General features: G+C 63.2%; 19 protein-coding genes and 1 tRNA gene. 6 read left to right on the top strand and 14 right to left on the bottom strand.

All coding sequences use genetic code 11. From position 1 onward, the window contains the following. Positions 1-331: 331 nt before the first annotated feature. From lysA to argH, 3 genes are all read right to left on the bottom strand, one after another. Complete coding sequence (lysA, locus tag SJ05684_RS12730; protein ID WP_034857318.1) at positions 332-1,600, bottom strand: diaminopimelate decarboxylase; 1,269 nt, start codon at positions 1,598-1,600, stop codon at positions 332-334. A 14-nt stretch (positions 1,601-1,614) separates the two neighbouring features. Continuing rightward, positions 1,615-1,806: an LPS translocon maturation chaperone LptM gene (gene lptM, locus SJ05684_RS12725; protein WP_034857319.1), complete on the bottom strand. Its 192-nt coding sequence runs from the start codon at positions 1,804-1,806 to the stop codon at positions 1,615-1,617. A 143-nt stretch (positions 1,807-1,949) separates the two neighbouring features. Beyond that, a complete protein-coding gene (gene argH, locus SJ05684_RS12720) occupies positions 1,950-3,353 on the bottom strand; it encodes an argininosuccinate lyase (RefSeq protein ID WP_034857320.1) in 1,404 nt (467 codons plus the stop codon). Between the two features lie 25 nt (positions 3,354-3,378). Between argH and tlpA the strand changes: the two genes are divergently transcribed. Beyond that, the gene (tlpA, locus tag SJ05684_RS12715; protein WP_034857358.1) at positions 3,379-4,056 is read left to right on the top strand and encodes a thiol:disulfide interchange protein TlpA; all 678 of its coding nucleotides are present in this window, start codon (positions 3,379-3,381) and stop codon (positions 4,054-4,056) included. 31 nt (positions 4,057-4,087) lie between these two features. Here the strand turns inward: tlpA and SJ05684_RS12710 are convergent, their stop codons facing one another. From SJ05684_RS12710 to SJ05684_RS12680, 7 genes are all read right to left on the bottom strand, one after another. Continuing rightward, positions 4,088-4,960, bottom strand: coding sequence for a 3-hydroxybutyryl-CoA dehydrogenase (locus SJ05684_RS12710; RefSeq protein WP_034857359.1), 873 nt, complete (start codon positions 4,958-4,960; stop codon positions 4,088-4,090). Positions 4,961-5,106: 146 nt separating this feature from the next. Continuing rightward, a complete protein-coding gene (locus SJ05684_RS12705; protein ID WP_034857321.1) occupies positions 5,107-6,036 on the bottom strand; it encodes an electron transfer flavoprotein subunit alpha/FixB family protein in 930 nt (309 codons plus the stop codon). A gap of 63 nt (positions 6,037-6,099) precedes the next feature. After that, positions 6,100-6,849, bottom strand: coding sequence for an electron transfer flavoprotein subunit beta/FixA family protein (locus tag SJ05684_RS12700; protein WP_034857322.1), 750 nt, complete (start codon positions 6,847-6,849; stop codon positions 6,100-6,102). Positions 6,850-7,150: 301 nt separating this feature from the next. Beyond that, a complete protein-coding gene (locus SJ05684_RS12695; protein ID WP_034857323.1) occupies positions 7,151-7,942 on the bottom strand; it encodes a rhomboid family intramembrane serine protease in 792 nt (263 codons plus the stop codon). 30 nt (positions 7,943-7,972) lie between these two features. Further along, positions 7,973-8,551 carry a cob(I)yrinic acid a,c-diamide adenosyltransferase gene (locus SJ05684_RS12690; protein WP_034857324.1) on the bottom strand — a complete coding sequence of 193 codons (579 nt, stop codon included), beginning with the start codon at positions 8,549-8,551 and terminating at the stop codon, positions 7,973-7,975. Positions 8,552-8,577: 26 nt separating this feature from the next. After that, positions 8,578-8,781, bottom strand: a complete 204-nt coding sequence (locus SJ05684_RS12685) for a twin transmembrane helix small protein (protein ID WP_034857325.1) — start codon at positions 8,779-8,781, stop codon at positions 8,578-8,580. Positions 8,782-8,802: 21 nt separating this feature from the next. Beyond that, positions 8,803-9,636, bottom strand: coding sequence for an SDR family oxidoreductase (locus SJ05684_RS12680; protein ID WP_034857326.1), 834 nt, complete (start codon positions 9,634-9,636; stop codon positions 8,803-8,805). Between the two features lie 161 nt (positions 9,637-9,797). On the opposite strand from SJ05684_RS12680, the gene SJ05684_RS12675 reads away from it, so the two are divergent. Beyond that, positions 9,798-10,670, top strand: coding sequence for a YihY/virulence factor BrkB family protein (locus SJ05684_RS12675; RefSeq protein WP_034857327.1), 873 nt, complete (start codon positions 9,798-9,800; stop codon positions 10,668-10,670). On the opposite strand, the gene gluQRS is transcribed toward SJ05684_RS12675, so the two are convergent. After that, on the bottom strand, positions 10,652-11,584 hold the full coding sequence (gene gluQRS / locus SJ05684_RS12670; RefSeq protein ID WP_050980122.1) for a tRNA glutamyl-Q(34) synthetase GluQRS: 933 nt from the start codon (positions 11,582-11,584) through the stop codon (positions 10,652-10,654). The two genes, SJ05684_RS12675 and gluQRS, sit on opposite strands and share 19 nt — an antisense overlap. A gap of 133 nt (positions 11,585-11,717) precedes the next feature. On the opposite strand from gluQRS, the gene SJ05684_RS12665 reads away from it, so the two are divergent. Next, on the top strand, positions 11,718-12,365 hold the full coding sequence (locus SJ05684_RS12665; RefSeq protein ID WP_034857328.1) for a DNA-3-methyladenine glycosylase family protein: 648 nt from the start codon (positions 11,718-11,720) through the stop codon (positions 12,363-12,365). Between the two features lie 106 nt (positions 12,366-12,471). Next, the gene (locus SJ05684_RS12660) at positions 12,472-13,029 is read left to right on the top strand and encodes an HNH endonuclease (RefSeq protein ID WP_034857329.1); all 558 of its coding nucleotides are present in this window, start codon (positions 12,472-12,474) and stop codon (positions 13,027-13,029) included. Positions 13,030-13,045: 16 nt separating this feature from the next. Here the strand turns inward: SJ05684_RS12660 and SJ05684_RS12655 are convergent, their stop codons facing one another. Beyond that, positions 13,046-13,555: a disulfide bond formation protein B gene (locus tag SJ05684_RS12655; protein WP_034857330.1), complete on the bottom strand. Its 510-nt coding sequence runs from the start codon at positions 13,553-13,555 to the stop codon at positions 13,046-13,048. Between the two features lie 210 nt (positions 13,556-13,765). On the opposite strand from SJ05684_RS12655, the gene SJ05684_RS12650 reads away from it, so the two are divergent. Then, positions 13,766-13,850, top strand: a tRNA-Leu gene (locus SJ05684_RS12650). Positions 13,851-14,045: 195 nt separating this feature from the next. Continuing rightward, positions 14,046-15,464, top strand: coding sequence for an AMP-binding protein (locus tag SJ05684_RS12645; protein WP_034857331.1), 1,419 nt, complete (start codon positions 14,046-14,048; stop codon positions 15,462-15,464). 44 nt (positions 15,465-15,508) lie between these two features. Here SJ05684_RS12645 and SJ05684_RS12640 read toward each other — a convergent pair whose 3' ends face one another. Together SJ05684_RS12640 and SJ05684_RS12635 are read right to left on the bottom strand one after the other, a co-directional pair. Next, positions 15,509-16,786, bottom strand: a complete 1,278-nt coding sequence (locus SJ05684_RS12640; RefSeq protein WP_034857332.1) for a GNAT family N-acetyltransferase — start codon at positions 16,784-16,786, stop codon at positions 15,509-15,511. Next, positions 16,783-18,204: a lipopolysaccharide biosynthesis protein gene (locus tag SJ05684_RS12635; protein WP_034857333.1), complete on the bottom strand. Its 1,422-nt coding sequence runs from the start codon at positions 18,202-18,204 to the stop codon at positions 16,783-16,785. The genes SJ05684_RS12640 and SJ05684_RS12635 overlap by 4 nt, the downstream gene beginning before the upstream one ends. Between the last annotated feature and the right edge of the window lie 15 nt (positions 18,205-18,219).

The raw sequence follows: 18,219 nt of genomic DNA, 5'->3' as shown, positions 1-18,219 counted from the left end.
GGGCGACATGCATTAGGACGCATAAGGGTCGCTATAACTCAAGAATCTACGCATCGTGCTTTCCGAAATCGGCTCCGATTTGCGGGCCGATGCGCTAGGGGTCCCATCGACCGCTGGCGACGGTTAACGGCAGAATAACACTGTTTGTGGCGAAGACGAGGGCGGCGCCGAAAAAGAAAACGTGATCGCCGGATTCGTCACCCCCTACGGCAGTCTTCTTGAATGACCTCGATTCAGGGCAATAAACATGCAGCACTTCAGTGTGCTACAGCGACCTTTGTGTCTGACGAGCTTTGCGCGTCTGATAGAAGACGCGCGGCGCTGTGGCGGTTCATTCCAACCAGGCCGGCAGCGAATCGAGACCGATCAGGTCCTCATAGCTCTTGCGTTGACGGATGACGTGGAAGCGATCGCCCTTGACGAGCACCTCCGGCACGAGAGGGCGGCTGTTGTAGGTGCTTGCCTGGACCGCGCCATAGGCGCCTGCCGAGCCGATCGCGAAGAGATCGCCCGGTTTCGGCATCGCCATTTCCCGATCGAGCGCCAGATAGTCGCCCGTCTCGCAGACCGGACCGACCACATCGGCCTTGATGCGCGGGGCATTGGCCGCCGAGATCTTGACCGGACGAATCTCATGATAGGCTTCATACAGCGTCGGGCGGATCAGGTCGTTCATGGCCCCGTCGACGATGACGAAGGTCTTCTCGCCACCATCCTTCACATAGATCACTTCGGTAACCAGAATGCCGGCATTGCCGACGATCAGGCGCCCCGGTTCGGTTACGATCTTGCAGTCGAGGTCCTTCAACTGGTTCTTGACGATCTCGGCATAGGCGTCGGGCAGGGGCGGCGGACTGTTATCTTGCCGATAGGGAATGCCGAGGCCGCCGCCGATGTCGACGTGGTCGATCAGATGGCCGTCGGACCGCAGCGTGTCGACCAGCTCGCGCAAGAGCTTGAAGGCATCGTCGAAGGGCTGCAGTTCGGTGATCTGGCTGCCGATATGCATGTCGATGCCGGTCACCTTGATGCCCGGAAGCGTCGCGGCATGGGCGTAGACGCTGCGCGCCCGTTCCCAGGAGATGCCGAACTTGTTTTCCTTCTTGCCGGTCGAGATCTTGGCATGGGTGCGGGCGTCGACATCGGGATTGATGCGGAAGGAGACGTGGGCCTGCTTGCCGGCGCGCATGGCCCGCTGGTTGAGGATCTCGAGTTCAGGCTCCGACTCGACGTTGAAGCAGTAGATTCCCGCCTCAAGCGCGAGATCCATCTCGCGCGGCGTCTTGCCGACGCCGGAGAACATGATACGGCTTGCGGGGATGCCGGCGGCGAGCGCCCGACGCAACTCGCCCTCGGAGACGACGTCGATGCCGGCGCCGAGCTGGCCAAGCGTCTTCAGCACGGCCTGATTGGAATTGGCTTTCATGGCGTAGCAGACCATGGCGTCAACGTCTGCAAAAGCCTCGGAAAAGACGCGGTAGTGGCGCTCCAGCGTCGCAGTGGAGTAGCAGTAGAACGGCGTTCCGACGGCGCGGGCGATGTCCGTCACCGGTACGTCCTCGGCGTAAAGGATTCCGTCGCGATATTCGAAGTGGTTCACGGCAGTTGCTCGTCTTAGAGGAGGGGATCAAGCAGGAACGGACGATCTACGACCGTCTGCTGCGGCTCTGCCGTGCCGGCGGGCGCTGTGATCGACGCGGCTCCCGGGCGCTCGAGATCGCCCTTGCGGCCGCAACCGGAGAGAACCAGACCCGGGACTGCCAGGAGAAGCACAAGCCGGGCGGCCTTCATGAATGTCATCGTCATTTTCCTTCGCCGACGCTGAAGCCGATTGATCCCAGAGCGTCAGCGGGCGCGGGCGCCGCGGGTTGCCATTGCCGCTCTGGTGCGATCTCTTATCGGTTTTTCAGCGGCTTGTGCACCCTGATTCTGCCCTGCTGCTGCCGTGCCTAATTGCGCGTCCGCCACCAGGCGATCTGCTTGCGGACTTCGGCCGGTGCCGTGCCGCCGAAGCTGGTGCGGCTTGCCACCGAGGCTTCGACCGTCAGCACGTCGAACACCTTGTCGGTGATCGCCGGATTGATCGCCTGGAGCTCGGCAAGCGCGAGATCGGCGAGTTCGCAGCCCTTCTCTTCGGCGAGCGCCACGGCGCGGCCGGTCACGTGATGGGCTTCGCGGAAGGGCAGGCCCGCCTCGCGCACCAGCCAGTCGGCGAGATCGGTGGCGGTCGAATAGCCGGATCCGGCGGCGGCCTTCATCCGGTCGGCCCGTACCGTCATGTCCCGGACCATGCCTGTCATCGCCGCGACGGCGAGCTCGAGGTTCTCGGCCGCGTCGAAGACCTGCTCCTTGTCCTCCTGCATGTCCTTCGAATAGGCGAGCGGCAGGCCCTTCATCACCGTCAGGAGGGCTATCAGCGACCCGTTGATGCGGCCGGTCTTGGCGCGCACGAGCTCGGCGGCGTCGGGATTCTTCTTCTGCGGCATGATTGAGGAGCCGGTCGAGAAGGCATCGGACAGGCGGATGAAGCCGAATTGCGGCGTCGACCAGATGACGATCTCTTCCGCCAGGCGCGACAAATGCGTTGCGGCGATCGCCGCGATCGACAGGAACTCCAGCGCGAAATCGCGGTCGGATACCGTATCAATCGAGTTGCGGGTCGGCTCGCGGAAGCCAAGCGCTCGTGCCGTCATGTGGCGGTCGATCGGGAAGCCGGTGCCGGCGAGGGCCGCCGCGCCGATCGGGCTTTCATCCATGTGCTCGATCGCGTGGCGTACACGTGCGCGATCGCGGCCGAACATTTCGACATAGGCCATGCAATGATGGCCGAAGGTCACCGGCTGCGCGGTCTGCAGGTGGGTGAAGCCCGGCATCACCGTCTCGGCATGCTCCTCGGCCCTATCGAGAAAGGCGGCGATCAGCGCCGTCAGGGCCTTCTCCGTCTTTTGCAGCTCTTCCTTCGCCCAGAGGCGGAAATCGAGCGCGACCTGGTCGTTGCGCGAGCGCGCCGTGTGCAGGCGTCCGGCGGCAGGGCCGATCAGCGCCGCGAGCCGCGCCTCGATGTTCATGTGGATGTCCTCGAGGCGGCGCGAAAACTCGAAGCTGCCGCTTTCGATCTCTGACAGGATTGTGTTGAGGCCGTGAACGATCTTGTCTTTATCCTCGGCGGAAATGATGCCCTGATGCGCCAACATGGTCGCATGCGCTATTGAGCCGCGGATGTCCTGGGCATAGAGCTTCTTGTCGAAGCCGATCGAGGCATTTATCTCCTCCATGATCGCGTCCGGGCCCGAGGCGAAGCGCCCGCCCCACATCTGGTTGGAGGATTTCGACTCGGAACTGCCGTCAGCCATGAGGATGCCCGCCTTGGAGAATGAAATGCCAGACCAGAAGAAACGTCCTCCGGCCGTGAAGTTGTTCGCGCTCGCCGCCCTTTTCGGCGTGATCGCCGGTGCGGCTGCGGTATACGTTAAGGAGACCGGGTCTGGCAATGCCGGCGCGGCGCTAACGGCGGCCGACGCCAGTTGCGCGCTTTCCGCCGAGAAGGTCGCCGCGGCGACGCCGCTGATGCGCGGTCAGGTCGCGGCGATGACGCCGGCCGCAAATCCGCGCCCGATCAGCGAACTCGGCTTCGTCGGAGCGGGCGGAAAGCCGCTGACGCTCGCCTCCTTCGCCGGCAAGACCCTGCTCGTCAATCTGTGGGCGACCTGGTGCCTGCCTTGCAGGGAAGAAATGCCGGCGCTCAACGCCCTGCAAAAAGCTCTCGGCGGCGACCGTTTCGAGGTCGTTGCCATCAATATCGATATGGGCGACGACGAGAAGCCGAGGACCTTCCTCGACGAGATCGCCGTTCATGACCTTGGCTATTACCGCGACAGTTCGATGGGGGTGTTCAACACGTTGAAGAAGGAAGGCCTTGCCTTCGGTCTGCCGGCCACCCTGCTGATCGACGAGAAGGGCTGCCTGATCGGCTCGATGAACGGCCCCGCCGTCTGGGACAGCGAGGACGCGAAGCGTCTCATCCAGGCGACGCTTGGCGTCCCCGCAGCCGGTTGATGCGGGCAGTGGGTTACCGCTGCGGCGCGGATCAGCGCGTCGGGACCGGTGCGTCTCCCCGATAGTCGTAGAAGCCGCGGCCGGACTTGCGGCCAAGCCAGCCGGCTTCGACATATTTCACGAGAAGCGGGCAGGGACGGTACTTGGAATCGGCGAGGCCGTCGTGCAGCACTTGCATGATCGACAGGCAGGTATCGAGTCCGATGAAATCGGCAAGCTGCAGTGGTCCCATTGGATGGTTGGCGCCGAGCCGCATCGCCGTGTCGATGGCGTCGACGGTGCCGACGCCTTCATAGAGCGTGTAGATCGCCTCATTGATCATCGGCAGCAGGATGCGGTTGACGATGAAGGCAGGAAAGTCCTCGGCGACGGTCACCGTCTTGTCGAGGCGCGCGACGAATTCCTTGGCCGCCCGGAAGGTCTCCTCCTCCGTGGCAATGCCGCGGACCAGTTCCACCAGCTTCATCACCGGGACCGGGTTCATGAAATGTATGCCCATGAACCGCTCGGGACGGTCAGTTGCCGAGGCAAGCCGGGTGATCGAGAGCGACGAGGTGTTGGTTGCAAGAATGGCGTCCGGCCTCATGATCGGACAAACCTGGCCGTAGATCTTGCGCTTGATGGTTTCGTCTTCCGTGACCGCCTCGACGACGAGGTCCGCCTGCGAGAGATCGTTGATATCCGTCGAGCCTTTGATCAGGGAAAGCGCCTTCTTGCGGTCCTCGTCGCTCATTTTGCCGGACGAGACCTGGCGGGCGAGGTTGCCGTTTATGGTCGCAAGTCCTGCTTCGATGCGGTCCGCTGAAATATCGTAAAGCTGTACCTTGTATCCGGCGGTTGCGGAGACATGGGCAATGCCGCAGCCCATTTGACCAGCGCCAACAATTCCGACCGTCTTGATCATCGAAGCAAACATCCATCTTCAAGAGGTCTCGGCAGCCGGGCTGCCGCAGACAGGAAAATACCGGGCCGGTTGGACCGACCCGGTACGATTGTTAATGCCAAGCTGGCAGATTTTCCAGCCTTTTTCATGGGGAAGCGTGGCGCCCCTCAGAGCGCCTTTTCGAGCTCCGGCAGCACGTCGAAGAGATCGGCGACGAGGCCGTAGTCGGCAACCTGGAAGATCGGCGCCTCCTCGTCCTTGTTGATCGCCACGATCACCTTCGAGTCCTTCATGCCGGCGAGATGCTGGATCGCCCCGGAAATGCCGCAGGCGATGTAGAGGTCGGGCGCCACCACCTTACCGGTCTGGCCGACCTGCCAGTCGTTCGGGGCATAGCCGGCATCGACGGCGGCGCGGCTTGCACCGACGGCGGCGCCGAGCTTGTCGGCGACCGGCAGGATCACCTCCTGGAACTTTTCCGACGAGCCGAGCGCTCGGCCGCCGGATATGATGATCTTCGCCGAGGTCAGCTCCGGGCGATCGGAGGAGGACAGCGCATCGGACACATGGCTGGAAAGCCCCGGATCGGCGGCGGCCGCAACCGTCTCGATCGGCGCCGAACCGTCTTCTTGGGCAGCGGCAAACGAGGCGGTGCGCACGGTGATCACCTTCTTCGCTTCCGTTGTCTGCACCGTCTGGATGGCGTTGCCGGCATAGATCGGCCGCCGATAAGTGTCGGCGGAGACGACCTCGACGATCTCGGAGATCTGCGCGACGTCGATGAGCGCGGCAACCCGCGGCATGACGTTCTTGCCGACCGAGGTGGCGGCGGCGACGAGCGTGTCGTAAGAGCCGGCGAGCGAGACGATTGTTGCGGCCAGCGGCTCGGCGAGATTATGGGCGAGGCTCGCGTCCTCGGCGACGAGCACCTTGGCGACGCCGGAGAGCTTGGCGGCCTGTTCGGCGATCGCCTTGACGTTGGAGCCGGCGACGAGCACGTGCACGTCGCCGCCGATCTTGGAGGCCGCCGTCAGCGCCTTCGCCGTCTGGTCGGAAAGCTGGGTGGTGTCGTGGTCAGCCAGAAGCAGAATGGCCATGATGAATTCTCCCTTTCTTGCGCTCGACGATCCGGTCCGGATCGGAGCTTGAAGATTCTGAACTTAAAGGACGCCGGCTTCGCTCTTGAGCTTGTCGACGAGCTCGGCGACCGACTTCACCTTGATGCCGGCCTTGCGGCCCGACGGCTCTTCCGTCTTCAGAACCTTCAGCCGTGCCGTCGTGTCGACGCCGAAATCGGCCGGGGACTTCTTGTCGAGCGGCTTCTTCTTCGCCTTCATGATGTTGGGCAGCGAGGCATAGCGCGGCTCGTTCAATCTCAAATCGGTGGTGACCACCGCCGGCAGCTTCAGTTCCACCGTCTGCAGGCCGCCGTCGACCTCGCGGGTGACGTTGACCTTGCCGTCGCCGATCTCGACCTTGGAGGCAAACGTACCCTGCGGCCAGCCGAGCAGCGCCGACAGCATCTGGCCGGTCTGGTTCGAATCGTCGTCGATCGCCTGCTTGCCGACGATGACGAGACCCGGCTGTTCGGCTTCGGCCACGCCCTTGACGATCTTGGCGACGGCGAGCGGCTCGACCTGGTCCTCGGTCTCGACGAGGATCGCCCGGTCGGCGCCCATGGCAAGCGCGGTCCGCAGCGTCTCTTCGGCCTTGGCCGGACCGATCGAGACGACGACGACTTCCGAAGCCTTGCCGGCTTCCTTGAGCCGCAGCGCCTCTTCGACCGAGATCTCGTCGAAGGGGTTCATCGACATTTTGACGTTGGCCAACTCAACGCCCGTGCCGTCCCCCTTCACCCGGATCTTGACGTTGTAGTCGACGACCCGTTTCACCGTAACTAGGATTTTCATGGATACTTTCCCTCCAGGAACTTTCGCAGGAAAATGCGCTTTAACAGAGCGGTCTGATTGTCGGTTGGCGACATCGATACGCGTTTTTTCTCCAATTACAATTGTTGACCGCGACGCAAAATCGATAAAAAGCGCTAATGCTCGAATGACGTTTACGTACACGTAACAAGGCGCGTTGGCAAGGCGGGAAGCGAACGGCCGCAATTGCTCCGGCGCAGCGCCCCTGCCGTGCCGGAAATCCCCAGCAATTCATTGAATTCTCAACTATATCGCGCCGTATTGGTAGATACTGCAACCATGCTCAGGTTGGTCGACCCCACGGAGTCGGGGGCTTCCTGCGGCCGGGGAGCGGGCTCGTCGTTCCCTCTATCGGTTCGGACTGATGTTCGACGGCGCGCGGGGTGACGATCGTGCGGTCGAATAGCGGAACCCCGCGACGTCGCAAAAGGACCACCAGCACGAGCCCGGAAACAATGCCGCCGACATGGGCGCTCCACGAGACGCCGCCATTCGGATCCACCGCGAGCATGAAGAACTGCTGGCCGATCCAAAAGGCAAGCGGAATTGCAGCGGGAAGCGGTAGGGGAACGCGGAAGAGCACCAGGATCCAAACCCTGACTTTCGGATGCAAAAGGAAATAGGCGGCGACGACGCCGGAAACAGCACCGGAAGCGCCGATCAGGGGCGCCTCCGAGGCGGGATCGATGAGCCCGTGCGCCAGCGCGCCCGCGGCGGTGCAGAGGAGATAGAAGACGAGAAAGCGGAAGTGCCCGAGCGCGTCTTCGACATTGTCGCCGAAGACCCAGAGAAACAGCATGTTCATTGCGAAATGCGAGAGATCGCCGTGCAGAAAAGAATAGGTGACGAAGGTGAATTCATCCGGGACGTAGACGAACGACGGATCGAGCATTGCGTAGTCGAAGACGATTGCCGGGATGTAGCCGAAGGCGAGCAGTGCGGCATTGGCGAAATCCTCGGTCGCGATCGGTCCGGTAATGAACCAGACCGCGAAGTTGATGACGATCAACGTGACCGTCACATATTGCATGTCGATGTGCTTCAGTTCGTTCCGGTCGTGAAGCGGTATGAACATGCGGTCCCCCGGCGTGCGTTTCGAGCGACCTTATCTGTTCTTGCCAGGAATCCAAAGCACGTCGGCCCGGCCCCTGTCGTTCGCCCAGCGGGCGGCGACGAAGAGGAAGTCGGAGAGCCGATTGATATAGGCGATAGCCTCGTGGCTGACGATCTCGCCTTCGGTTTCGGCAAGCGCGACCATGTGCCGTTCGGCGCGCCGGGCAATGGTGCGGGCGGCATGCAGGGCGGCGGATGCGGCGCTGCCGGCGGGCAGCACGAAGGAACGCAGCGGTTCGAGCTCCGCATTCAGGCGGTCAATCTCGCCCTCGAGCCGCGCGACCTGCGCGGCAACGATCCGCAAGGGCTCATAGGCCGGCTGTTCGCCGGTATCCGGCGTCGCCAGATCCGCACCGAGATCGAAGAGGTCGTTCTGGATGCGCATCAGCATCGAATCAAGCTCGCTCAGTTCCCTGGTATGCTGCCGGGCAAGGCCGACAAAGGCGTTCGCTTCATCGACGGTGCCATAGGCTTCGACCCTGGAGTCGCTCTTCGAGCGGCGCGGACCAGCGACGAGACCGGTCGTACCGTTGTCGCCGGTTCTCGTATAAATCTTGTTCAGTCTGACCATTTTTCCTCCCAGTCTTCGCCCGCCGCTCAGGCCGGGCGGCCGCCGCCGGTGATCCACAGCGTCAGCATGATCAGCACCAGCGCGACGGCCTGCAGCAGGATGCGCATCTGCATCAGCTTGTTGGAGGTGTTGCCGCTGCCGCGCCGGGCCATGTTCAACAGGCCGCGGATGAGCACGATCGCAACTAGCCCCATGACGAACAAGGTCACGGCGGTGAGAAAACTGGGCATGGCGTCCTTCCTTCTCTTCTATCAGCCGAGCCGGCCGAGGATGCGATAGAACAATGCCGCCGGCAGGACCTTCTTTAGAAGCGCGCCCTGTTTGGCGGGGGTCGTCACAATATAATGAGGCTTTGGACGGCGTGCCGTCAAAGCGTGTTTCAGGACATGATAGACAGCGTCCGGTCCGAGCTTGCCGCGCGCCGGCTTGCTTTCGCCGCGAAGGCGCCGAATCTGGCGCTCGTATTCCGCCCGGTGGACGGAATTCTTCAGATCGATGAAGCGCTCGATATAGGCGACGGCATTGGCGGTGAACTTCGAAGCGATAGGCCCGGGCTCGATGAGACTGACCTCGACGCCGCTACCCGCGAGTTCCATCCGGAGTGTAAGGGACAGGGCCTCGAGCGCGAATTTCGATGCGTTGTAGGCGCCGCGCCAGCGATAGGGCACGATGCCGAGAATGGAGGAGCACTGCACGATGCGGCCGTGTCCCCGCGCACGCATTGCCGGGATGACGCGGCGCGTCAGGTCATGCCAGCCGATGACGTTTGTTTCGAACTGCAGCCGCAGAGCCTCGGTTGGCAGGTCCTCGACGGCGCCGGCCTGGCCATAGGCGCCGTTGTTGAACAGGGCGTCGATCCGCCCGCCTGTCCGCGCCATCACGGCCTCCACCAGCGCGGCGATCGTATCCGGCTGGGTATAGTCCATGATGAACGTCTCGATGCCTTCCCCTTCGAGTTCCACTTGATCCTCGGAGCGGCGGACCGTCGCGAAGACGCGCCAGCCGTCCGCCTTCAGCGCACGGGCGCAATAGGCGCCGATGCCGGAGGAACAGCCGGTGACGATGATGGTTGGGCGATTGGGCATGACAGCGGTTCCTGTAGAAATCCGAACGTCGTTTCCCATATTCACCCTTGGGATACAATCGGATTGCGTATACTCAAGCCTCGTGGCCCGCGAGGGCAGGAGGGCGCCGCTGGCCGACCGCAGCGGGCGGACGGGCGGCGACCGATGGATTTGGAGACGGGATGCCGGCAGTCGTTCGCATCATCTGGAAAGTCCTATTCGACGCGTACTGGCATTTCAGCGAGGACGATGGGTGGGCCATGGCGAGTCACGTCGCCTTGTCGTCGCTGATGGCCATTTTTCCTTTCCTGATCTTCGGCACGGCGCTCGGCAGCTATCTCGGCGCCGACGAGTTTGCGGACACGGCCGTCCACCTGATCTTCGATGCCTGGCCGGAATCGATCGCAAAGCCCGTCGCAGACGAGATCGTCCGTGTGCTGACCATTCCTCGCGGCGGCATCCTCACCATATCCGTGCTGGCGGCAGCCTATTTCGCCTCGAACGGCGTGGAGGCTCTCAGAATAGCGCTCAACCGAGCCTATAGGGTTGCCGAAAGCCGTCCCTGGTATGTGACGCGGCTTGCGAGCCTCGGCTTTGTGCTTGCCGCCGTTCTCATCCTTGCCGCCCTCAGCATCCTGCTCGTTGCGGTGCCCCTTGCCGTGCGCAATGCCGACGAATGGCTGCCCTGGCTCAGCACGGTGCTGGCGGCCGTCGACAATTGGGGACTGGCACTGGCACTGGTGATGCTGACGGTGGGGCTTCTTGTGTCGCATCTCTGGTTGCCCGACGGTCATCGCAATGTGATGGACGTACTGCCCGGTATCGTCCTGACGCTGTTGTTCTGGTCGATCGGCGCCTATGCTTTTGCGTCCTATCTCGCCGCTTTCTCCACCTATGTCGCCACCTATGCCGGCCTTGCCTCGGTCGTGATCGTACTGGTCTTCCTCTACATGATCGGCGCGATTTTCATCATCGGCGCCGAGATCAATGCCGCGATCATAAAATTCCGGGTCAAGCGCATGGTCAGGCGCAGATTTCAAGTGCGTGGCGACTGAAGGTCGCGCATGTGCTCGCTCGTATCGTCGGCAAGCATCCTGCGGATATCCTCCGGCGAATGGCCTGCCGCGCGAAGCGCGGCGATGCCGCTGTCTCCATTGCTCTTCGACAGCTTCCGGCCGTCCGGGCCGAGGATGAGGCGGTGATGGTGGTAGACGGGCTCGGGCAGGCCCAAGAGCCGCTGCAGCAGACGGTGGATGGAGGTCGCGTGGTAGAGGTCGCGGCCACGTACCACATGGGTTACGCCCTGCAGGGCGTCGTCGGCCACGACCGACAGGTGATAGCTCGAGGGCGCATCGGAGCGCGAGAGGATGACATCGCCCCAGGCAGAGGGATCGGCGGCGATCCGCCACGTTTCTCCTGATGGACCCGCTCCGGTTTCATGCCATGTCAGCGGTTCGCCGGCGCGCTGCACAGCCTTGGCGACGTCGAGGCGCCAGGCATAGGCACGGCCACCTGCAACGAGCTTCGCCTGCTCGCCGGGCGACAGGTCGCGCTCGCGTCCGGGGTAAAGCGGCGTCCCATCCGGGTCGCGCGGCCAGGCTCCTCCGCTCGCCTCCGCAGCAGCCACGGCCGCCTTTATCTCGCCGCGCGACATGACGGAGGGATAGACGAGACCCATCGCCTTCAGCCGATCGAGCGTTGCGGCGTAGCGGGCGAGATGGTCGGACTGGCGACGCACCGGTTCGTCCCAGGAGAGCCCCAGCCAGGTCAGGTCCTCGAAGATCGCCGTCTCGAATTCCGGGCGGCAGCGGGTCCGGTCGATGTCCTCGATCCGCAGCAGGAATCGGCCGCCGATTGCGGCCGCCATGTCGTGATTGACGATCGCCGACAGTGCGTGGCCAAGGTGCAACAGGCCGTTCGGGCTTGGTGCAAAGCGGAAAACGGGTTGTTCCGGTCGTACTGTCGGCATTGTATTCCTTTGGCATGGAAGCGGTATAAAGGTCATCCGCTTTCTGCAGCCCCGCGCGTTTTCAGGCGCACAATGGACGCTATAACACTACGACTTGCTGCAGGTTTTTGTCGTCAAATGCAGTGGAGGGCGCATGCGGATCATCCGTACACATGAGGATATCGAAGCGGGACTTGCCGGCCTGATCATGCTTGATGCCCGACTTGAGCAGGTGCTCTCGAAGGCAGGGCCCGTGCCGCTGAGGCGCACGGAGCCCGGCTATCGCGGCCTCGCCAATATCATCGTCTCGCAAATGGTCTCGAAGGCGAGCGCGCAGGCGATATGGAAGCGGATGGAAGCGGCGCTCGGCGAGATCAGCGCCGAGGGTGTGCTCTCTCTGAGCGACGAGGACTGCCGGCTTTTCGGACTTTCGCGCGCCAAGGCGGATGCGTTGCGGCGTGTTGCGGCCGCGACCGTTGCCGGCGAAATCGACCTTCAGGCCGTCTGCGACATCGAAGCGGCGGCGGCGATCCACGAATTGACGGCGATAAAAGGCATCGGGCGCTGGACGGCGGAGGTCTATCTGCTCTTCTGCGCCGGCCATCCGGACGTCTTTCCCTGCGGCGATGTGGCGCTGCAGAATGCGATCGGGCATGCGCTTGGCTTCGAACTCCGCCCGACGGCAAGCGAAGTCGATTCGCTGGCGGTCGTCTGGTCGCCCTGGCGCAGTGTCGCGGCGCGGCTCTTTTGGGCCTATTATGCCCAGGAGATGCGGCGCGACGCGTTGCCCGTGACGCCTTGAAGAAAAAAGCGAATCGCCTGTCGACTTTTTCTTTGTGGCTTCACAATCCTGTCGCAACGCGCCTAATATAGAAGATGCAGATGCCGAATCGATCAGGAGAATACGCTTGACGATTGCAGTCTCACCTCAGGCACTTCCGGCGCTTGTCTTGAACGCCGATTATAGGCCTTTGAGCTATTACCCCTTGTCGCTCTGGTCCTGGCAGGACGCGATCAAGGCGGTCTTTCTCGACCGGGTCATTATCCTCGCCGAATACGAACATTCCGTTTCGTCGCCAAGCTTCTCCATGCGGCTGCCGAGCGTCGTCTGCCTGAAGAGCTATGTCCAGCCTTCGCGCTTCCCGGCCTTCACCCGGTTCAATGTCTTCCTGCGTGACAAGTTCGAATGCCAGTATTGCGGATCGCCGGACGATCTGACCTTCGACCATGTGATACCGCGGGCGCATGGCGGCCAGACCACCTGGGAGAACGTCGTGGCGGCCTGTTCGCCCTGCAATCTGCGCAAGGGCAGCAAACTGCCGAAGCAGGCCAACATGTTTCCGCACCAGAGGCCCTTTCAGCCGACGGTGCAGGATCTGCATAACAACGGCCGGCTCTTCCCGCCGAACCATCTCCACGATAGCTGGATGGATTATCTCTACTGGGATGTCGAGCTGCAACCGTAGGTCTGTCTCGCAACGGTCAGGCCCTGGCGGCTCCGCGAAGCGCGATTGCCGCGAGGACCAGGCTGGCGATCACGTTCCATCCGGCAAAGGAAAGACCGAAGACGCGTAGCGCCGCTTCCGTGCAGGAGGGGGCATGTTTGGCGTCGAGGTCGCCGAGCAGATCGCCGACATCGGAGGAGATGCCTTGTGCCGTGGTGGCGCAGGTCGAAGGGCCCTCCCAGAAATGCCATTCCGCTCCGGCGTGGTAGACGCCGATGCCAGCACCGACGAGCATCGATATGCCGACAAGCACGAGCAAGGTGCGCGTCGTCCAGGCCGGCAGCTTCAACACGCTCGTCAGGATGGCGAGGATGCCGAGCGGGATGCCATAGTAATAGGGGTCGCGCTGCAGCAGGCAGAGCGCGCAAGGAATGTAGCCGCCGATATGCTCGAAGCCGAGGGCGCCGCCGACGGTCGCCGCCATGCCCAAGGTGACGAGCACGGCGAGGATGAACTGCTGGCGCTGGGCTACGGACGCTTCGATCATGCACACCTCATGGCGGCCGGCAGAATACGCGCCGGGCCGCCTTTCATTCGATGCCGTCTTCTAATGTAGGAACAGTGTGGATGTAAATCGCTTCAACATGCGACCAATCGCACGGTTTTGTGATCTCTTGAGCGAAATTCGCAAGTTCGCGGTTGACCGGCGCGAAAAGCTTCGTGTAAACCGCAAGCCGCTGATATCGCCCAGCCTTATGCCCCATTGGCGGAATTGGTAGACGCGCTCGACTCAAAATCGAGTTCCGAAAGGAGTGCTGGTTCGACCCCGGCATGGGGCACCACCAAACAGACATGTGCGCGCCTGTTCCTTGAAGCAGCCACCGCTTGAGCGCGGCCAGGCTGGAAGCATGATTCCCGTGGCTCCATCGGAGAAGGTGCGGTGCCCGATTGTCTGGCCAAGCGGGCGCACCCGTTGAATTATATGGGTCGGACGTGCTAGCTGCTGCCTTGCACAAACTGTCAGCGCGGCAGGGCCCATGTTACCGAGGATCGAAAACTACGAGGATCTCTATTGCGAGTTCCGCTGGCGAATTCCGCAGAGATTCAATATCGGCGTCGCGGTCAGCGATGCCTGGGCGGCGCGGGATCCGGGGCGCGTCTGCCTTGAGCATTTCAGTCCGGATGGCGCGCATCTATCGCTGACCTATGCGGAATTTGCAGCCCGTTCCTCGGCCTTCGCCGCGGGCTTAGCGGCGCGCGGCATCAGGCCGGGCGATCGCGTCGCCATCCTCCTGCCGCAGGGCTTCGAAGCGGCGATCGCCCATACGGCGATCTACAAGCTCGGCGCGATCGCCCTGCCGCTGGCGTTGCTCTTCGGCGTCGAGGCGCTTGCCTATCGCCTGCGCGACGCAGAGGCGGCGGCGATCGTCACGAACCGGTTCGGCTATGAACGCGTGGCGGCGATCCGCGACGATTTGTCGGACCTTCGGCTGGTCGTGCTCGCGGAAGCGGAGGAACTGCCGGGCACCGTCCGTTTCGATCGTCTGATTTCGGGCGAGGAGCGCTTTACTGCTGCAGACACAACACCGGATGACCCGGCGCTGATGATCTATACGTCCGGGACGACGGGGCCGCCGAAGGGGGCGCTTCACGGCCATCGCGTGCTTCCTGGCCATTTGCCGGGATTCCAGTTCCACCATCACTTCCTGCCACAGCCCGGCGACCGCATGTGGACGCCGGCCGACTGGGCCTGGGCCGGCGGGCTCTTGAACGCGCTGCTGCCGTCGCTGTTCTTCGGCGTGCCGGTCGTCTCCTCGCCGGCGCAGAAGTTCGATCCGCACATGGCCTTCCGCATCATGCAGGATATGGATGTGCGCAACGCTTTCATTCCGCCGACGGCCTTGAGGCTCTTGAGATCCGTCGAGCGGCCGCGCGAGCGCTATCGCCTCAATCTCCGAACGATTGGCTCGGCGGGCGAAGCGCTCGGGCGCGAGACCTATGAATGGGCGAAGGCGGCGCTCGGCATCGAGGTCAGCGAATTCTACGGCCAGACGGAGTGCAACATCGTCATGGACGATGAAGGGTATTTCACCTTTTTCGGCCGCGACGACGACGTCATCACCTCGTCGGGCTACCGCATCGGCCCGGGCGAGATCGAGGATTGCCTGGTGGGGCACCCCGACGTCCAGATGGCGGCAGCTGTCGGCAGGCCGGACCCGATCCGCACCGAAATAGTCAAAGCCTACGTGGTGCTGAGGCCCGGCGTTGCCGCCGGCGAAGGAACCGCGGCCGATATCCGCGAGTGGGTGAAGAACCGGCTCTCCATGCACGAATATCCGCGCGAGATCGAGTTCGTCGACAGCCTGCCGTTGACGACCTCGGGCAAGGTGATCCGACAGCTCTTGCGCGAAAGAACGGTGGCGGAGGGTATGGCGAGCGTGGCGATGGGCAGTTAAGCTGGAGCGGCCCTAACCCCTGTACACCCGCAGGGCGTTACGTCCTAACGCCCCGCCAGCGCCCGTATCTTGTCGCGCAGCAGGCGGGCCATGTTGCGGGTGTTGCGGTAGAGGTGAAGCTGGGCCGCGACCTGGCGCACGTCGCGGTCGCGGTTCTGCTTAAGACCGATGACGAGCGTGCCCATCTCCTCGCGCTCCTGCCAGAAACGGGCAATCATCGGATGATCCGGCACTGCGCAGGAGTCGGAGCGGACGATGTTGGCGTCGTCGAGGTGCCACTCGGTCAATTGCGCGAGCAGCAGCTTGCCGGGCGAATATCTGGCATAGCGCTCGTCATAGGCGGTCTTCCAGGTATAGGCCTCGCCCGCCATCAGCAGAACCACCATCGCCGCGATCGCCTTGCCGTCCAGATCGAGCGTATGGATGCGGACGCTGTCGCCTTCCGCGAGATTTGTGATCGCCTCCCTCGCGAAGGCGGCACGGAAGCGGTCCATGATCATGGCGCTGCGCTCGCGTCCCTTCCAGCCAGAGGCCTCGAGCGCGAGGAACTCCTCCATCCGCCAGCGGATCTCCTCCGGCTGGCGTGCGACGCAATAGGCGAGATTGCCGCATTTCTTAAGATTGTTCCATTGGCGCCGCAGTTCCTTGAAATGGCCGCGGCTGATCGCCTCGCGCAGATAGGCGGTGCCGTCAAGCAGGCTTTCGAGCATCGGCCGCTCGAAGGTGTCGGTCACGGTCAATGGCAGGTTCTCGCCGATAGCGACGGCGCGGGCGAGCTGCGCAAACTTTCCCTTGAGTCGGATGTCGGGCAGCACGAGCACCTGCGGCAGGTCTGAGTCGCGAGCGGCAAGCGCCTCGTAGAAGTTGCTGATCGTCTCCGCCGCGTCCTCCGCATCGAGGAGGGGGACGCCCAAGGGGCCGAACGGATTGGACCAGGCTCGGATGATCGGTGCGCCGATCGAAAACCCCGGCTTCTCGAGCGAGAACGGCATGACGAAGCGCATGCGGCTGCTGCGTTCGTTGTCGTCGCGAATGACGGCGAGGCGGACGACTCGATCCTCGAGCCGAGGCATGGCCGGGGCTAGGAAGCGCCCGGTGAAGAAGACGTTCGGCTCGATGGCGCGATTGGAGAGAAAATCGAGTTCCCGTTGCAACTCATAGCCGGCGCGGGCCGGGTAGATCGCAAGATGCCGCCCGGGTCGCCCTACCGTGAGTAGGCGCTCGGCCTGGGACGGATCGGAGACCGGCCGAGCCGCCAAGCCGTTGAGCATGCGGGACGCGGTGCCGTTGGCATTGCCGGGAAGCTGGATATTGCCGCTCATGGCCTGATCGCCTCCTTCTTTTCGTCGTTATGCCCGCCGCCCGCCAGCGCGAGCAGGGTGAAGCCGAATGTGTGCCTTACCGCCACGTGCAGGATTGCCGCTTCCACGAACATCGCGCCGGCTGTTGCGCAAGCCGCCCCGGTCAACCCAAAAAGCGGCACAAGCGTCACGTTCAGCGCGATATTGGCCCCGAGTGCCCCGGCATAGAGGGCGACGCAGAGCTTCTGCCGTCCGGCCATGGTGAGCAGGGTTTCGGCGGGGCCGACAAAGGCCTTAGCGAGGATGCCGGCCAGCAGGATCGCCATCAGCGGAGCGCCGGCGGTAAAGGCCGGACCGAACAGCGAAAGCAGGAAGGGCCCGGCCGCAACCACGGTGCAGCCGATCGCGAGCGAAGGCCAGAAGGACCAGCGTGCGCTCTCGATGGCGATTTCGGTCAATTGTCGACGGTCGCGCAAGGCCATCGCCGCCGAAAAGCGCGGACCCGCGGCGGCTTTGACCGCGAACATGACGAAATGCACGAGCGCCATGGTCTTGGCGGCGGCAAAGTAGATCGCGACGTCGTCCGGCTTCAGATAGAGCCCGACGATCACGACGTCGGAATTCGTGAGCAGGAAGCCAAAACCATCGACGAGGAAGATCGGAACCGAGACGCGCAGCCAGCGGCCGAGTTCGATTTTCATCGGGCCGCGCCTGTAGTGGCGGCCGAGCCGCCACGCCATGGCGAGGAATTGACCGATTGCAGTGACGTAGGTCGCCGCCAGAGCGGCGGCCATGGCCGTGGTCGCGTCGTGGGGGAGCCCAACGACGACCGCGAGGACCATGAAGGTGAGGATGAGCAGCGGCCGCACGATATAGGTCGGGCTCAGCGCCGCGATCGGCCAGGCATGGGCGCGGGCGGTGCCGTCCATCACGTCGCCGAGCGCGATCATCGGCAGGGTGCAGAGGCCGAGATAGAGCGGAAGGATGTAGTAGCTTTCGATGGTGCGCCCGAAAAACCAGAGCCCGATGGCCGCGATTGCGGCAAGCGTGCTCGCGGAGACGAGCGCGAAGATGCGTGCCGTCGTCGTCAGTCCGCGGATCTCGGCGAGCGCCGATGTCGCATGATATTCCGGCAGGAAGCGGATAACGGCCGCGTGCAGTCCGAGGCAGGAGAGATTACCGAACAGGACGACCATCACCCAGACGAAGATGAAGACGCCGTACTCGAACTCGCCCATGAGGCGCGCGATCACGATCTGCGAAACGAAAGCGATCGCCGCGCTCAGGATGCGGATGATAAAGGCGATGAGCGCCATGCGCTGCGCCCGGCTGCGGGAATCGGCGCCGGATAAGGTGGCGGCGAGCCGCTCAGGGATTGGGGCCAGACGGTGCCTCAGCGCCGACGGCAATATTCGTCCGGCTGTTTGACATACCGCCATGAACACGAGGACACC

Source organism: Sinorhizobium sojae CCBAU 05684 (genome assembly GCF_002288525.1).
In the GTDB taxonomy this organism is placed as follows: Bacteria; Pseudomonadota; Alphaproteobacteria; order Rhizobiales; family Rhizobiaceae; genus Sinorhizobium; species Sinorhizobium sojae.
Note: the sequence above shows the minus strand (reverse complement) of the source record. Positions and strands in the feature narration are given on the sequence as shown.

Excerpts from the sequence above, each read along its gene's own strand:
- lptM (WP_034857319.1), bottom strand. The coding sequence starts at position 1,806 with ATGACGATGACATTCATGAAGGCCGCCCGGCTTGTGCTTCTCCTGGCA.
- argH (WP_034857320.1), bottom strand. The coding sequence starts at position 3,353 with ATGGCTGACGGCAGTTCCGAGTCGAAATCCTCCAACCAGATGTGGGGC.
- tlpA (WP_034857358.1), top strand. The coding sequence starts at position 3,379 with ATGCCAGACCAGAAGAAACGTCCTCCGGCCGTGAAGTTGTTCGCGCTC.
- SJ05684_RS12710 (WP_034857359.1), bottom strand. The coding sequence starts at position 4,960 with ATGATCAAGACGGTCGGAATTGTTGGCGCTGGTCAAATGGGCTGCGGC.
- SJ05684_RS12705 (WP_034857321.1), bottom strand. The coding sequence starts at position 6,036 with ATGGCCATTCTGCTTCTGGCTGACCACGACACCACCCAGCTTTCCGAC.
- SJ05684_RS12700 (WP_034857322.1), bottom strand. The coding sequence starts at position 6,849 with ATGAAAATCCTAGTTACGGTGAAACGGGTCGTCGACTACAACGTCAAG.
- SJ05684_RS12695 (WP_034857323.1), bottom strand. The coding sequence starts at position 7,942 with ATGTTCATACCGCTTCACGACCGGAACGAACTGAAGCACATCGACATG.
- SJ05684_RS12690 (WP_034857324.1), bottom strand. The coding sequence starts at position 8,551 with ATGGTCAGACTGAACAAGATTTATACGAGAACCGGCGACAACGGTACG.
- SJ05684_RS12685 (WP_034857325.1), bottom strand. The coding sequence starts at position 8,781 with ATGCCCAGTTTTCTCACCGCCGTGACCTTGTTCGTCATGGGGCTAGTT.
- SJ05684_RS12680 (WP_034857326.1), bottom strand. The coding sequence starts at position 9,636 with ATGCCCAATCGCCCAACCATCATCGTCACCGGCTGTTCCTCCGGCATC.
- SJ05684_RS12675 (WP_034857327.1), top strand. The coding sequence starts at position 9,798 with ATGCCGGCAGTCGTTCGCATCATCTGGAAAGTCCTATTCGACGCGTAC.
- gluQRS (WP_050980122.1), bottom strand. The coding sequence starts at position 11,584 with ATGCCGACAGTACGACCGGAACAACCCGTTTTCCGCTTTGCACCAAGC.
- SJ05684_RS12665 (WP_034857328.1), top strand. The coding sequence starts at position 11,718 with ATGCGGATCATCCGTACACATGAGGATATCGAAGCGGGACTTGCCGGC.
- SJ05684_RS12655 (WP_034857330.1), bottom strand. The coding sequence starts at position 13,555 with ATGATCGAAGCGTCCGTAGCCCAGCGCCAGCAGTTCATCCTCGCCGTG.
- SJ05684_RS12645 (WP_034857331.1), top strand. The coding sequence starts at position 14,046 with ATGTTACCGAGGATCGAAAACTACGAGGATCTCTATTGCGAGTTCCGC.
- SJ05684_RS12640 (WP_034857332.1), bottom strand. The coding sequence starts at position 16,786 with ATGAGCGGCAATATCCAGCTTCCCGGCAATGCCAACGGCACCGCGTCC.
- SJ05684_RS12635 (WP_034857333.1), bottom strand. The coding sequence starts at position 18,204 with ATGGCGGTATGTCAAACAGCCGGACGAATATTGCCGTCGGCGCTGAGG.